At 73.2% G+C, this 13,812-nt stretch carries 13 protein-coding genes; 7 read left to right on the forward strand and 6 right to left on the reverse strand.

The window, feature by feature from the left end; all coding sequences use genetic code 11:
* Position 1: 1 nt before the first annotated feature.
* The gene (locus ACZ42A_RS37860) at positions 2 to 811 is read right to left on the reverse strand and encodes an Fpg/Nei family DNA glycosylase (protein WP_468531913.1); all 810 of its coding nucleotides are present in this window, start codon (positions 809 to 811) and stop codon (positions 2 to 4) included.
* Positions 812 to 853: 42 nt separating this feature from the next.
* Complete coding sequence (locus ACZ42A_RS37865) at positions 854 to 5,827, reverse strand: ATP-dependent helicase (RefSeq protein ID WP_468531914.1); 4,974 nt, start codon at positions 5,825 to 5,827, stop codon at positions 854 to 856.
* 93 nt (positions 5,828 to 5,920) lie between these two features.
* On the opposite strand from ACZ42A_RS37865, the gene ACZ42A_RS37870 reads away from it, so the two are divergent.
* The 3 genes from ACZ42A_RS37870 to ACZ42A_RS37880 are packed head-to-tail and all read left to right on the forward strand — an operon-like array spanning position 5,921 to position 7,907.
* Complete coding sequence (locus ACZ42A_RS37870; RefSeq protein WP_468531915.1) at positions 5,921 to 6,760, forward strand: AraC family transcriptional regulator; 840 nt, start codon at positions 5,921 to 5,923, stop codon at positions 6,758 to 6,760.
* A gap of 20 nt (positions 6,761 to 6,780) precedes the next feature.
* Positions 6,781 to 7,602: an AzlC family ABC transporter permease gene (locus ACZ42A_RS37875; protein ID WP_468531916.1), complete on the forward strand. Its 822-nt coding sequence runs from the start codon at positions 6,781 to 6,783 to the stop codon at positions 7,600 to 7,602.
* On the forward strand, positions 7,599 to 7,907 hold the full coding sequence (locus ACZ42A_RS37880) for an AzlD domain-containing protein (RefSeq protein ID WP_468531917.1): 309 nt from the start codon (positions 7,599 to 7,601) through the stop codon (positions 7,905 to 7,907). The genes ACZ42A_RS37875 and ACZ42A_RS37880 overlap by 4 nt, the downstream gene beginning before the upstream one ends.
* 2 nt (positions 7,908 to 7,909) lie before the next feature.
* Here ACZ42A_RS37880 and ACZ42A_RS37885 read toward each other — a convergent pair whose 3' ends face one another.
* Entirely contained in the window at positions 7,910 to 8,854 is a 945-nt protein-coding gene (locus ACZ42A_RS37885; protein ID WP_468531918.1) for a hypothetical protein, read from the reverse strand.
* A gap of 80 nt (positions 8,855 to 8,934) precedes the next feature.
* On the opposite strand from ACZ42A_RS37885, the gene ACZ42A_RS37890 reads away from it, so the two are divergent.
* The 4 genes from ACZ42A_RS37890 to recX all read left to right on the forward strand — a co-directional run bounded on the left by ACZ42A_RS37890 (position 8,935) and on the right by recX (position 12,546).
* The gene (locus ACZ42A_RS37890) at positions 8,935 to 9,129 is read left to right on the forward strand and encodes a DUF3046 domain-containing protein (RefSeq protein ID WP_468531919.1); all 195 of its coding nucleotides are present in this window, start codon (positions 8,935 to 8,937) and stop codon (positions 9,127 to 9,129) included.
* A 60-nt stretch (positions 9,130 to 9,189) separates the two neighbouring features.
* Positions 9,190 to 10,431, forward strand: a complete 1,242-nt coding sequence (locus tag ACZ42A_RS37895) for an AI-2E family transporter (RefSeq protein WP_468531920.1) — start codon at positions 9,190 to 9,192, stop codon at positions 10,429 to 10,431.
* Positions 10,432 to 10,649: 218 nt separating this feature from the next.
* On the forward strand, positions 10,650 to 11,774 hold the full coding sequence (gene recA, locus ACZ42A_RS37900) for a recombinase RecA (RefSeq protein ID WP_468531921.1): 1,125 nt from the start codon (positions 10,650 to 10,652) through the stop codon (positions 11,772 to 11,774).
* 4 nt (positions 11,775 to 11,778) lie between these two features.
* Positions 11,779 to 12,546 carry a recombination regulator RecX gene (gene recX / locus ACZ42A_RS37905; RefSeq protein WP_468531922.1) on the forward strand — a complete coding sequence of 256 codons (768 nt, stop codon included), beginning with the start codon at positions 11,779 to 11,781 and terminating at the stop codon, positions 12,544 to 12,546.
* Between the two features lie 185 nt (positions 12,547 to 12,731).
* On the opposite strand, the gene ACZ42A_RS37910 is transcribed toward recX, so the two are convergent.
* The 3 genes from ACZ42A_RS37910 to ACZ42A_RS37920 form a co-directional block, all read right to left on the reverse strand.
* On the reverse strand, positions 12,732 to 13,133 hold the full coding sequence (locus ACZ42A_RS37910) for a rhodanese-like domain-containing protein (protein WP_468531923.1): 402 nt from the start codon (positions 13,131 to 13,133) through the stop codon (positions 12,732 to 12,734).
* Positions 13,130 to 13,678, reverse strand: coding sequence for a cupin domain-containing protein (locus ACZ42A_RS37915; RefSeq protein ID WP_468531924.1), 549 nt, complete (start codon positions 13,676 to 13,678; stop codon positions 13,130 to 13,132). Before ACZ42A_RS37915 ends, ACZ42A_RS37910 begins: the two co-directional genes overlap by 4 nt.
* A 76-nt stretch (positions 13,679 to 13,754) precedes the next feature.
* On the reverse strand, positions 13,755 to 13,802 hold the full coding sequence (locus ACZ42A_RS37920) for a hypothetical protein (RefSeq protein WP_309506048.1): 48 nt from the start codon (positions 13,800 to 13,802) through the stop codon (positions 13,755 to 13,757).
* Positions 13,803 to 13,812: the final 10 nt, after the last annotated feature.

The raw sequence follows: 13,812 nt of genomic DNA on the forward strand, positions 1-13,812 counted from the left end.
GTCAATTGGTATGACGGCGCGGGGCGGGGCCGGTTTGGCAGGTGGGGCACCAGTAGGTGGGGCGGTCGCGGGAGCCGTCGCCCTGGTCGGCGACCCGGATGGGAGTGCCGCAGCGCAGGCAGGGGCGGGGCGCACGGCCGTAGACGAACAGATCCTGGCCGCGGCGGCCCGTCGTGCTGCGGACCGGGCGGTCGCGGTTGGCCTCCAGGAGCTTCTTGGCGAGGACCGGAAGCTTGGCTGCGCGGTCGGCGGGGAGCGCGCCGACGGGCAGCCACGGGGTGGCGCCGAGCAGGAAGCAGAGCTCGCTCTTGAACACGTTGCCGATGCCGGCGAGGTTGCGCTGGTCGAGGAGGGCCTCGCCGAGGGCCCGGGCGGGGTCCGCGAGGAGGTTGGCGAGGGCGCGGTCCGGGTCCCAGTCCGGGCCGAGGAGATCGGGGCCGAGGTGGCCTACGGCGCGGTCCTCGTCGGCCGTGCGGAGGAGATCGAGGACGGGGAGGCGGTAGCCGACGGCCGTGCGGTCGGTGGTGCCGAGGATCGCGCGGATCTGGTGCGCCGGGCCGCCGGTCCAGCGCTCACCGGCCGCGTACACCTTCCAGGAGCCGTCCATCTGCAGGTGCGAGTGCAGGGTGAGGCCGCCCTCGAAGCGGGCGAGGATGTGCTTGCCGCGCGGGGTGACGTCGAGGACGGTCCGGCCGGTGAGGTCGGTGGTGGCATACCGGGGCACGCGGAGGTCGGAGCGGGTCAGCACCTTGCCCGCGAGGGCGGCGTGCAGCCGGTTCGCGGCCTGCCAGACCGTGTCTCCTTCGGGCATGGGTCAAGGGTGACACGTGGTGGTGGGGACGCGGCGAGTGTGTCATGCCCGCAGCCGCAGGCCTCTGGGTGTGGCGATGAAACCCGCTCCTTCCAGGAGGGCGCCCAGGGGCGACGTCAGGGCCTGGGCGCCGTTGATCCGTTCCACGGTGACCGTGCCGAGGGAGCCCGCGCGGGCGGCCGCGGCCAGGGCGTCCGCGGCGGCGCGCAGCCGGGGGTCGTCGGCGGGCTCGGTGTCCGGGTCGGTGGGCCAGGCCAGCAGGGTCTTGCCGCCGCGCTCCATGTAGAGCGCCAGGTCGCCCTCGACGAGGACGACGAGCGACCCCGCCTTGCGGCCCGGCTTGTGCCCGGCGTCGGTGGGCGGGTCGGGCCAGGGCAGGGCCGCACCGTAGGCGTTCGCCGGGTCCGCGGCGGCGAGGACGACGGCGCGCGGGGCGGAGGTGCCGGGGGTACGGCGCCCGGAGCCCTGAGCGTACGGCGGGCGGCCGCCGTTCCGCCAGGCGGGGGAGGGCTGGGCCAGGTCGCGCGGGGAGACGTACTCGTCCGGTGCCGGGTGGCCGGCCGGGGTGTCGAAGGGATCGCCGCCGTCATGGGTGTCGTACCAGGAGGCCGCGTGGTCCTCGAAGGGGCCCAACGGGTGGGCGCCGTCGAGGAAGTCGGCGGTGGCGCCGTCCACGCCGAGGGATGTGCCGGTGCCGGGGCCCGCGCCCGCGCCAGGGCCCGTACCGATGATGCCGGGTGCGCCGTGGGCGAAGTCGGCGTCGGGGCGGCCGGCGTCGCGTTCGCGCGCGTTCGCCACCGCGCGGAGGCGGTCCACCGCGCCGTCCATCGCGAACTGGGCGGCGCCGAGGCCCTCCACCACATAGCCGCGCCGGGCCTGGCCGCTCTCCTCGAAGGCGGACAGGATCCGGTACGTCGCCGAGAAACCGCCCTCGACGCCTTCCGCGGCCACCGCGCCCCGGGTCACCACGCCGTGCCGGTCGAGGAGGGCGCGGGCGAGGGCGTGGGCGCGCACCGTGGTGTCGGGCTCGCGGTGCGGGAGCAGGGACCAGCGGCCGGCGACGGTCGGCGGGCCGCTGCGGGACGCCGGGCGGGCGGCGGCCGTCAGGGAGCCGTAACGCCCGCGCGGGACCGCGCGCTTGGCGCGGTGGGCGGTGGAGCCTGCGGTGCGGCCGGAGCCCAGCAGGGCCCGCATCGGGGCCAGCGTGTCGTTGGTCAGCCGTCCGGACCAGGCCAGGTCCCAGAGGGCGTCGGCCAGTTGGGGATCCGTGGCGTCCGGATGCGTGGTGGCGCGGACCTGGTCGGCGATCTGGCGGAAGAACAGGCCGTAGCCGCCGGAGAGGGTGTCCAGGACGGACTGGTGCAGGGCTGTCAGTTCGAGGGGGTGCGGGGGCGGCAGGAGCAGCGGGGCCGCGTCCGCGAGGTACAGGGAGACCCAGCCGTCCTTGCCGGGGAGTGCTCCCGCGCCGGCCCACACCACTTCTCCGGCGGCGGTGAGTTCGTCGAGCATCGCCGGGGCGTAGCCGGTCACGCGGGACGGCAGGACCAGCTTCTCCAGGGCGGAGGCGGGCACCGAGGCGCCCTGCAACTGCTCGATGGCGCGCACCAGTCCGTCGATGCCGCGCAGGGCGTGGCCCTGGCCGATGTGCTGCCACTGCGGGAGGAACTGGGCGAGCGCCGCCGGTGGCACGGGCTCCAGCTCGTGCCGCAGGGCGGCGAGGGACCGGCGGCGCAGCCGGCGCAGGACGGCGGCGTCACACCATTCCTGGCCGATCCCGGCCGGATGGAACTCGCCTTGGACGACCCGCCCGGAGGCGGCCAGTCGTTGCAGGGCGCCGTCGGTGACCGCCACGCCGAGGCCGAAGCGGGCCGCCGCGGTGGCGGAGGTGAACGGGCCGTGGGTGCGGGCGTAACGGGCGAGGAGGTCGCCCAGGGGGTCCTTCACCGGTTCGGTGAAGGCCTCCGGGACGCCGACCGGCAGCGCCGTGCCGAGGGCGTCGCGCAGCCGGCCCGCGTCCTCGATCGCAGCCCAGTGGTCGGCACCGGCGATCCGGACCTTGATGGCGCGGCGGGCGCCGGCCAGTTCCTGGGCCCACTGCGGCTCGGCGCCCCGCTCGGCCAGTTCGGCGTCCGTGAGCGGGCCGAGGAGCCGCAGCAGCTCGGCGACGCCCTCGACGTCCTTGACGCGCCGGTCCTCGGTGAGCCACTGGAGCTCCTGCTCCAGCTCGGTCAGCACCTCCGCGTCGAGCAGTTCGCGCAGCTCCGCCTGGCCCAGCAGCTCGGCCAGCAGCCGCGAGTCCAGCGACAGGGCGGCCGCGCGGCGCTCGGCGAGCGGTGAGTCTCCCTCGTAGAGGAACTGGGCGACGTAGCCGAAGAGGAGGGAGCGGGCGAACGGGGACGGCTCGGGGGTGGTGACCTCGACCAGGCGGACCTTGCGGGACTCCAGGTCGCCCATCAGCTCGACGAGCCCCGGGACGTCGAAGACGTCCTGGAGGCATTCGCGGACCGCTTCCAAGACGATCGGGAACGAGCCGAACTCGCTCGCCACCTGGAGCAGCTGGGAGGCGCGCTGGCGCTGCTGCCACAGCGGGGTGCGCTTGCCGGGGTTGCGGCGCGGCAGCAGCAGCGCGCGGGCGGCGCACTCGCGGAAGCGGGCCGCGAACAGGGCCGAACCGCCGACCTGGTCGGTGACGATCTGGTCGACCTCGCCCTTGTCGAAGACGACGTCCGCCGCGCCGACCGGCGCCTGCTCGGCGTCGTACTCCGCCCCGGCCTTCATGGGCTCCTGGTCGAGCAGGTCCATGCCGAGCAGGTCGGCGTCGGGCAGGCGCAGCACGATGCCGTCGTCGGCGTGCATGACCTGGGCGTCCATGCCGTACCGCTCGGAGAGCTTGGCGCCGAGGGCGAGTGCCCAGGGGGCGTGGACCTGGGCGCCGAAGGGGGAGTGCACGACGACCCGCCAGTCGCCGAGTTCGTCACGGAAGCGCTCCACCACGATCGTGCGGTCGTCCGGGACGTGGCCGCAGGCCTCGCGCTGTTCGTCCAGGTAGGAGAGCACGTTGTCGGCGGCCCAGGCGTCCAGGCCCGCCGCGAGCAGGCGCAGCCGCGCGTCGTCCTTGGGCAGCGAGCCGACCTCGCGCAGGAACGCGCCCACCGCGCGGCCCAGCTCCAGCGGGCGGCCCAACTGGTCGCCCTTCCAGAAGGGCAGCCGGCCCGGAACGCCGGGAGCCGGGGAGACCAGGACGCGGTCGCGCGTGATGTCCTCGATGCGCCAGGAGCTGGTGCCGAGCGTGAAGACGTCCCCCACGCGGGACTCGTAGACCATCTCCTCGTCCAGCTCGCCCACCCGGCCGCCGCCCTTCTTGGGGTCGGCGCCGGCCAGGAAGACGCCGAACAGGCCCCGGTCGGGGATCGTGCCGCCGGAGGTGACGGCGAGGCGCTGGGCGCCGGGGCGGCCCGTGACGGTACCGGTGACGCGATCCCACACCACGCGCGGGCGCAGCTCGGCGAAGGCGTCGGACGGGTAGCGGCCGGCGAGCATGTCGAGGACCGCGGTGAACGCCGACTCCGGGAGCGAGGCGAAGGGAGCGGCCCGGCGGACGGTGGCGAGCAGGTCGTCGACCTGCCAGGTGTCCAGCGCCGTCATCGCCACGAGCTGCTGGGCCAGCACGTCCAGGGGGTTGGCGGGGATCTTCAGGGACTCGATCGCGCCGGTGCGCATGCGCTCGGTGACCACGGCGGCCTGAACCAGGTCGCCGCGGTACTTCGGGAAGACGACGCCGGTGGAGACCGCGCCCACCTGGTGTCCCGCGCGGCCGACGCGCTGCAGGCCGGAGGCCACGGAGGGCGGGGACTCCACCTGGACGACCAGGTCGACCGCGCCCATGTCGATGCCGAGTTCGAGGCTGGAGGTGGCGACCACGGCGGGGAGACGGCCGGCCTTGAGGTCCTCCTCGACGAGGGCGCGCTGCTCCTTGGAGACCGAGCCGTGGTGGGCGCGCGCGATGACGGGCGGGGCGCCGTGGGCGGCGCCCGAGCCGCCCATCAGCTCGGCGGGGGAGTGGTGCTCGTCCAGGGACTCGCCGGTGGCCCGTTCGTACGCGATCTCGTTGAGGCGGTTGCACAGGCGCTCGGCGAGGCGGCGGGAGTTGGCGAAGACGATGGTGGAGCGGTGCGACTGGACGAGGTCGGTGATGCGCTCCTCGACATGCGGCCAGATCGAGGGACGCTCGCCCTCGCCGCTGTCGGTGGCCGGGGAGCCGCCCAGTTCGCCGAGATCCTCGACCGGGACGACCACGGACAGGTCGAACTCCTTGGCCGACTTCGGCTGGACGATCTCCACCTTGCCGCGCGGGGAGAGGAAACGGGCGACCTCGTCGACCGGGCGGACGGTCGCCGACAGGCCGATGCGGCGGGCCGGCCTGGGCAGCAGCTCGTCCAGGCGCTCCAGGGACAGGGCCAGATGGGCGCCGCGCTTGGTGCCGGCCACGGCGTGCACCTCGTCCAGGATCACCGTCTCGATGCCGGTGAGCGCGTCGCGCGTGGCCGAGGTCAGCATCAGGAACAGGGACTCGGGAGTGGTGATCAGGATGTCCGGCGGGCGCGTGGACAGGGCGCGGCGCTCGGCGGCGGGGGTGTCGCCGGAGCGGATGCCGACCTTGACCTCCGGTTCGGGCAGGCCGAGGCGGACGGCCTCCTGGCGGATGCCGGTGAGCGGGCTGCGGAGGTTGCGCTCCACGTCGACGGCCAGGGCCTTCAGGGGGGAGACGTACAGGACGCGGCAGCGCTTCTTGGGGTCGGCCGGTGGGGGCGAGGAGGCGAGCTGGTCCAGGGCGGCGAGGAAGGCGGCCAGTGTCTTGCCGGAGCCGGTGGGGGCGACCACCAGGACGTCGGAACCCGCCCGGATGGCCTTCCAGGCGCCGGCCTGGGCGGCGGTGGGCGCGGAGAAGGCACCCGTGAACCAACCGCGGGTCGCGGGGGAGAAGCCGTCCAGGGCTTGGTGTCGGGAGCTGGCCATGCGTCCATCCTGCACCTCGGCACTGACAATGGGCCTGAGCTGGGGTTTTACTGTGCCCGGACGTTCACCGGCCGGCTGGCCGACAATGGGGCCATGGGTTCGGGTGAGCGGGCGCGGCACTGGCAGTACGCCGAGTTGCCCGGGGTCGATCTGCTGCGGGCCCGGTACGTCCGGAAGACGTTCGTGCGGCACACCCATGAGCACTTCGTGATCGCCGCCATCGCGGACGGGGCCGAGGTCTTTCATCACCGCGGGGCCGACGAGTACGCAGGGGCGGGGGCGCTCGCGCTGGTCAATCCGGAGACTCCGCACACGGGGCGGGCCGGGGTGCCCGAGGGGTGGCGGTACGGGGCCGTGTATCCGTCGCCCGAGGTCGTGGCGGAGATCGCGGCCGAGACGACCGTCATCCGCGGCACCCCGGGGTTCGTCCGGCCGGTGCTGGACGATCCGTACTCCGTGGGGCTGGTGCATCAGGTGCTGCGGGCCGCGGACGAGGGGAACGCGCTGGCCGCCGACACACTGCTGCGGGTGGCGGTGACGCGGCTGCTCCGGCTCAACGGAGGGACGCTGCCGCAGCGGGAGGTGCGGACGGCCGGGGCGCGGATCGCGGCACGCGCGCGTGCCGTGCTGGAGGAGCGGATGGCCGAGCCGCCGACCCTGGAGAAGCTGGCGGGAGATCTGGGAACCAGCCCCTTCGCGCTGCTCCGGGCTTTTCGGGCGGCGTACGGCATGCCGCCGCACGCCTGGCTGACCGACGCGCGGGTCAGACGGGCCCGGCGGCTGCTGGACACGGGAAGCTCGCCCGCGCAGGCCGCCGTCGCCGTGGGGTTCAGCGACCAGCCGCATCTGAACCGGCACTTCAGCCGGATCGTGGGGGTGCCTCCGGGGGCGTACCAGCGGGAGCGCAAGAACGTACAAGACGCGTCGCGGTAGCTGCTCGTAGCGTCCGACGCGTGGCAGAAGAAGCAGCTCTCGCGGACATACGGGCGGACGACGGGAAGCCCGGCGACGGACAGCCCGAAGGTGGCGGACGGCCGGTCGACGGACAGCCTGACGGCAGCGGAAAGGCCGACGGCCGGCCTGATGGCAGCGGAAAGCCGGACGCCGCCGTCGTCCGGGACGCCCTCGGGGTCGGAGTCGCCGTAGGCCTCTCCGGGTTCGCCTTCGGGGTGACCTCGGCGGGCAGCGGGCTGACCTTGGCGCAGACCTGCGTGCTCAGCCTGCTGGTCTTCACCGGTGCGTCCCAGTTCGCGCTGGTGGGCGCGCTCGCCGGCGGCGGGAATCCGGTGACGGCCGCGGCCGGTGCGCTCTTCCTGGGCGTGCGCAACGCGTTCTACGGGCTGCGCCTGTCGCAGGTGCTGGCCCTCCCGCGCGCGGTGCGGCCGTTCGCCGCCCAGTGGGTGATCGACGAGACGACCGCCGTCGCGCTGGCGCAGCCGTCGCGGCGCGCGGCCCGGATCGGGTTCGCCGTCACCGGGCTCAGCCTCTATGTGCTGTGGAACCTCTCCACGCTGGTCGGTGCGCTCGGTGCCGAGGCCATCGGTGACACCGACGCCTGGGGGCTCGACGCGGCCGGGCCCGCGGTCTTCCTGGCGCTGCTGGCGCCGATGCTGAGGACGGGCACCGAGCGGGCCGTCGCCGGGCTCGCCGTCGTCCTGGGACTGGGGCTGCTGCCGGTGCTGCCCGCGGGCGTGCCGGTCCTAGTGGCCGCTCTCGCGGCGCCGGTCGTGCTGTGGGCACGGGGACGCCGAGGTGCGGGGGAGGACGACCGGTGAACACCTGGATCGCCATCGCAGCGACGGTCGTGGGCTGCTACGCCGTCAAGCTGGCCGGACTGCTCGTTCCCGCCGGTGTGCTGGATCGGCCGCTCGTCAGGCGGCTCGCCGCGCTGCTGCCCGTCGCTCTGCTCGCCGCCCTCACGGCCCAGCAGACCTTCGCCGACGGGCAGGCGCTGGTGCTGGACGCGAGGGCCGCGGGGGTCGCCGCGGCCGGGGTGGCGCTGGTGCTGCGCGCGCCCTTCCTGCTTGTCGTCGCGGCGGCCGTGGTGGTGACGGCGGGAGTGCGGGCCCTGGGCGGGTGAGGTCAGCCGATGGGGCGGCCGTGTGCCCTGAGGGTGCGCAGGGCCTCGACCGTCACCATGGGGCGTGCCTCCAGGACCGCGCCGGGCGCCCACTGACGCCAGCGGATCGGCCAGCCGCCGTCCTCCTGCTGCTCGCTCGCCAGGTGGTCCAGGGAGCGCGCCATCTCGTCGTCGGTGAACCACGCGCGCGCGAGGGACTGCGGTGTCGGCGCGTAGTCGTGCGGGAAATGGTGCTCGCCCGGGGCGTAGCCGGGGGCGACGGGGAAGGCGTCGAGGTGGTCGGGGTCGAGGGCCGCGAGCCGGTGTTCGCGGACCAGCCGGCCCAGGCGGTCGGCGGCCGACTCCGCGCGGGCACGGTCGGGAGCGGCGTCCAGGAAGGCGACGGCGGCCTCGATCTCGTACGGATGGGACCGCTCCAGGGACTCCACCGCCTCCCAGCAGAAGTCCGTGGCGCGGAACAGCCAGGCGTGCCACACCTCGTTGCGGTGCAGCAGACCGACCACCGGACCGGTGGCGAGAAGTTCACTGGGCGGATCGTCCACGATCGGCACGAAGGGGGCCGCCGGATAGCCGCGCTGGCTGGGGTGGACGGCCGGCAGTGCTCCGTCGGCCGTGGACACGGAGGTCAGATAGCGGCACACCCGCTCCACCCGCTGTCCGCCGCAGCGCCCGATCGAGTCCAGCACCCGCAGGGCCCGCGCGGTGTGCAGCGGCTGGCTGACGGGGCCGCGCAGATCGGGTTCCAGGGCGTGGCCGTAGCCGCCGTCCTGGTTGCGGTAGGCGTCCAGTGCGGTCTCCACGGGGTCCGCGCCGCCGTTGAGGAAGTGGTGGGCGAAGAGACGCTGTTCCAGCACCCGCGCGGTGAGCCAGACGAAGTGTTCGGCGCGGAAGAGCGGGGAATGCGCCGGGGGCGTTGAGGGGAGTGGGGATGCTCCTGTTTCGGCCATGGCTCAGACCGTAGGGCGAAAAGCGGGCTCGGCAAGCGGTCCCGGCCAGGGCCCACTCTCAGGGGCGGGATACTGGTGTCATGCGGTTGACGGTCTTCTGGGAGCGGATGGCGGAGCACTTCGGGGCGGGGTACGCCGACACCTTCGCACGCGATCACGTGATGTCGGAGCTCGGTGGACGTACCGTGCACCAGGCGCTGGCCGCCGGCTGGGAGGCCAGGGACGTGTGGCGCGTGGTGTGCGACGTGATGAACGTGCCACAGGACAGGCGCTGAGAGGTCACGAAGATCGCCAGACGGCGTCCGGCTGTCGGTGGCGTGGGCGAGACTTGCACTGTGGCATCCACAGATGAGACGGGGCAGGAAGCCCAGCACGCATCCTCGAAGGGTACGACGCCGCCCGACCGGCCCCCGGCCGACGGTGCCGCCGCGCCGGGGGCGCGCATGCCGCGCTGGCTGCCGCGCGCCATGGTGCTGGCGCTCGCTCTCATCGCCGTCTTCCAGCTGGGCAGTTGGGTCTTCCACCAGCTCATCGGCCTGCTGATCAACATCCTGATCGCGTTCTTCCTGGCCCTCGCCGTGGAGCCTGCGGTGAGCTGGATGGCCTCGCGCGGGATGCGCCGGGGGCTGGGCACCTTCCTGGTCTTCCTCGCCGTGCTGATCGTGGCCGCCGGCTTCGTCACCCTGCTCGGCTCCATGCTGGCGGGCCAGATCATCACCATGGTCGAGAACTTCCCGAACTATCTCGACTCCGTGATCAACTGGATCAACACCCACTTCAACACCGACCTGAAGCGGGTGGACATCCAGGAGGGCCTGCTCCGTTCCGACTGGCTGCGCGACTACGTGCAGAACAGCGCCACCGGCGTCCTCGACGTGTCCGCGCAGGTCCTCGGTGGGCTCTTCCAGCTGCTGACGATCGCCCTGTTCTCGTTCTACTTCGCCGCCGACGGGCCGCGGCTGCGCCGGGCGCTCTGCTCCGTGCTGCCGCCCGCCCGGCAGGCCGAGGTGCTGCGCGCCTGGGAGATCGCCGTCGACAAGACCGGCGGCTACATCTACTCGCGCGGCCTGATGGCGCTCATCTCCGGAGTGGCGCACTACATATTGCTGGAGATCCTGGGCGTGCCCTACGCGCCCGTGCTGGCCGTCTGGGTGGGCCTGGTGTCGCAGTTCATCCCGACCATCGGCACCTATCTCGCGGGCGCGCTGCCCATGCTGATCGCCTTCACGGTGGACCCCTGGTACGCGCTGTGGGTGCTGGGCTTCGTCGTGATCTACCAGCAGTTCGAGAACTACGTCCTGCAGCCCAAGCTGACCTCGAAGACCGTCAACATCCACCCGGCGGTCGCCTTCGGCTCGGTCGTCGCGGGCACCGCGCTGCTCGGCGCCGTCGGCGCGCTGATCGCCATCCCGGCGGTCGCCACGCTCCAGGCGTTCCTCGGGGCGTATGTGAAGCGGTACGCCGTCACGGACGACCCCCGGGTGCACGGCCACCGCGGGCGCGGCGCCAGGCCCGGACCGGTCGTACGGCTGCGGCGGCTGTGGGGGAGGGCGCGGGCGGCGCGGCCGCGCCCGTAGCGGGCGGACCACCGGCCGCGTGCCTCGCTTGACACGAAAATCGAACATCCATTCATATGGAAGCTCCGGCGATGCTCTCGGTGGGCGTTTCGACCTGCTTTGGGGAGAGAAATGCCCGAGTTATCCACAGGCCGGACCAGCGTCGGGGCGCATTGTCAGTGGCAGGCGTTAGCGTCTTTGACGTGAAGCGATCGACTCAAGCAAACCGGGTGGAACCCATGGCAGGAACCGACCGCGAGAAGGCCCTCGACGCCGCCCTCGCGCAGATTGAACGGCAATTCGGCAAGGGCGCGGTCATGCGCATGGGCGAGCGGTCGAAGGAGCCCATCGAGGTCATCCCGACCGGGTCGACCGCGCTCGACGTGGCCCTCGGCGTGGGCGGTCTGCCCCGCGGCCGTGTGGTGGAGATCTACGGACCGGAGTCCTCCGGTAAGACCACGCTGACCCTGCACGCCGTGGCCAACGCGCAGAAGGCCGGCGGCCAGGTCGCCTTCGTGGACGCGGAGCACGCCCTCGACCCCGAGTACGCGCGCAAGCTCGGCGTCGACATCGACAACCTGATCCTCTCCCAGCCCGACAACGGCGAGCAGGCCCTGGAGATCGTGGACATGCTGGTCCGCTCCGGCGCTCTCGACCTGATCGTCATCGACTCCGTCGCCGCGCTCGTCCCGCGCGCGGAGATCGAGGGCGAGATGGGCGACAGCCACGTCGGTCTCCAGGCCCGCCTGATGAGCCAGGCCCTGCGGAAGATCACCAGCGCGCTCAACCAGTCCAAGACCACCGCGATCTTCATCAACCAGCTTCGCGAGAAGATCGGTGTGATGTTCGGTTCCCCGGAGACCACGACCGGTGGCCGGGCGCTGAAGTTCTACGCCTCGGTGCGTATCGACATCCGCCGTATCGAGACCCTGAAGGACGGCACGGAGGCGGTCGGCAACCGCACCCGCTGCAAGGTCGTCAAGAACAAGGTCGCGCCGCCCTTCAAGCAGGCCGAGTTCGACATCCTCTACGGCCAGGGCATCAGCCGCGAGGGCGGCCTGATCGACATGGGCGTGGAGCACGGCTTCGTCCGCAAGGCCGGCGCCTGGTACACGTACGAGGGCGACCAGCTCGGCCAGGGCAAGGAGAACGCGCGCAACTTCCTCAAGGACAACCCCGACCTGGCCAACGAGATCGAGAAGAAGATCAAGGAGAAGCTGGGCGTCGGCGTGCGGCCCGAGGAGCCGGCGGCGGAACCGGGCGCGGACGCCGCGGTCGCCACCGCCGCGGACGACGCCGCGAAGTCGGTGCCCGCTCCGGCGGCGAAGACGGCCAAGACCAAGGCCGCGGCCGCCAAGAGCTGAGCCCGTGACACGGCGAACCGACTGGGCCGAGTACGCCCACCCCGGCACTCCGTGGGAGCCGGAGCCGGGGAGTGAGGGCGAAAGGCGCTATGCCGGACACGGCGACGGCCGACCGGACGGCGACCCGTATCCCGGTGAGGGGACGCGCGGCGGCGCCCGGCGCGGCGCGGGCGGCTCACGCGGAGGGCGCCGGCGGCGCGGCTTCGGTGATCTGTCCGCCGAGGACGGGGGCTCCTCTTCCTTGTCGAGGGCCGAGAAGGGGGAGTCCTCAGGGGACCCGGCTGAGCGGGCACGGGCGATCTGCCTGCGCCTGCTCACCGGGACCCCGCGCACCCGCAAGCAGCTCGCCGACGCCCTGCGCAAGCGGGAGATCCCGGACGACGTCGCCGACGAGGTGCTGTCGCGCTTCGAAGAGGTCGGACTGATCGACGACAGCGCCTTCGCGGACGCCTGGGTGGAGTCCCGGCATCACGGCCGCGGGCTGGCCCGACGGGCGCTCGCGCAGGAGCTGCGGACCAAGGGCGTCGACTCCACGCTGATCGACGCGGCCGTCGGCCGGCTCGACTCGGAGCAGGAGGAGGCGACCGCGCGTGAGCTGGTCGCTCGCAAGCTGCGCGCCACCCGCGGCCTCGACCGCGACAAGCGACTCCGCCGCCTCGCGGGCATGCTCGCCCGCAAGGGCTACTCCGAGGGCCTGGCTCTGCGGATCGTCCGGCAGGCGCTGGAGGAGGAGGGGGAGGACACGGAGTTCCTCGGAGACGAGGCGTTCTGACGAGGGGCTCTGACGAGGGGCTCTGACGAGGGGTTGCGACGAGGCGGCATGCCGCCACGGGCTCTGGGCACGGTGGACGCGCGGGGGCGCCGATCGCGTTCAGGGCCGACGGGGCACCAGTCCGCTCCGTGTCATGCCGCGGAGGACTGCTGAGTCATGCCGCGGGGGACTGCTGACGGAGCGTCCTACTCGACGACCGGCAGCCCAGCCGCCCGCCACGCCTGGAATCCGCCCACCAGATCCGTGGCCCGGTGCAGTCCGAGCCGGTGCAGCGACTCGGCGGCGAGACTCGACGCGTATCCCTCGTTGCACAGCACCACGACCCGCAGCTCATGGCCGGTGGCCTCGGGCAGGCGGTGGCTGCCCCAGGGGTCGAGCCGCCACTCCAGCTCGTTGCGCTCGACGACCAGGGCGCCGGGGATCCGGCCGTCCCGCTCGCGCAGCGCGGCGTACCGGATGTCCACCAGCAGGGCCTCACCGGCCTGCTGGGCGTCGTACGCCTCCCGCGGTCCGATCCGCCGGTAGCGCGCCCGTACCCGCTCCAGCAACTCGTCGATACCGACCGGCACTTCGCGCTCGCCGCTCAACTCCAGTCCTCCGGACGCTCGACGTGCTCCAGCCGCAGTACCTGGCCGGTGCGGCTGTAGCGGCGGATCCGCGGCAGCGGCGGATAGTAGGCGTGGACCGAGATCGCGTGCTGCTCGGTGGACTCGTTGAGCACCTCGTGGACGTGGTGGCGGCCGAAGGAGCGGCCCCGGCCGGCGGGCAGCAGCCGCTGCCTGTCCACGTCCTCGGTGAGTTCGAGGGTCTTCCAGCCGTCGGTGGGCAGCCGCGCGGCAAGCGCGTTCTCCTTCAGCTCGCCGCGCGCGGTGAGGAAGGCGCCCACCGAGTCGGCGTGGTCGTGCCAGCCGGTGCCGGTGCCGGGCGGCCAGCCGATCAGCCAGGCCTCACTGCCGCCGGGACCCTGGAGCCGTACCCAGGTGCGGCCTTCCGGATCGAGCGGCAGCGAGTCGATCAGTTCGGTGTCCGCGGCCGTACGCCGGACGAAGTCGAGCAGATCGGCCTGGGTGGGAGCGGCGGCGCGCCCCCGGACGGGGGCGGAGACGGAACGGGGGGAGGAAAGGGCAGACACGTGGACCGTCCTGTGAGTTCGCGTGACCGCGCGCGACGACGCGTCGAGCGGCGCGCGGCAGGGAGGGGAGGCGAGTTCAGCAGGACGGTCGACACACGCAGCCCGCATAGCGGACGAGGTCCATGTGGACCCTC

The organism is Streptomyces sp. NPDC030838 (genome assembly GCF_055572035.1).

Coding starts and splice junctions, on each gene's coding strand:
- ACZ42A_RS37860 (WP_468531913.1), bottom strand. CDS start 811: ATGCCCGAAGGAGACACGGTCTGGCAGGCCGCGAACCGGCTGCACGCC.
- ACZ42A_RS37865 (WP_468531914.1), bottom strand. CDS start 5,827: ATGGCCAGCTCCCGACACCAAGCCCTGGACGGCTTCTCCCCCGCGACC.
- ACZ42A_RS37870 (WP_468531915.1), top strand. CDS start 5,921: ATGGGTTCGGGTGAGCGGGCGCGGCACTGGCAGTACGCCGAGTTGCCC.
- ACZ42A_RS37885 (WP_468531918.1), bottom strand. CDS start 8,854: ATGGCCGAAACAGGAGCATCCCCACTCCCCTCAACGCCCCCGGCGCAT.
- ACZ42A_RS37890 (WP_468531919.1), top strand. CDS start 8,935: ATGCGGTTGACGGTCTTCTGGGAGCGGATGGCGGAGCACTTCGGGGCG.
- recA (WP_468531921.1), top strand. CDS start 10,650: ATGGCAGGAACCGACCGCGAGAAGGCCCTCGACGCCGCCCTCGCGCAG.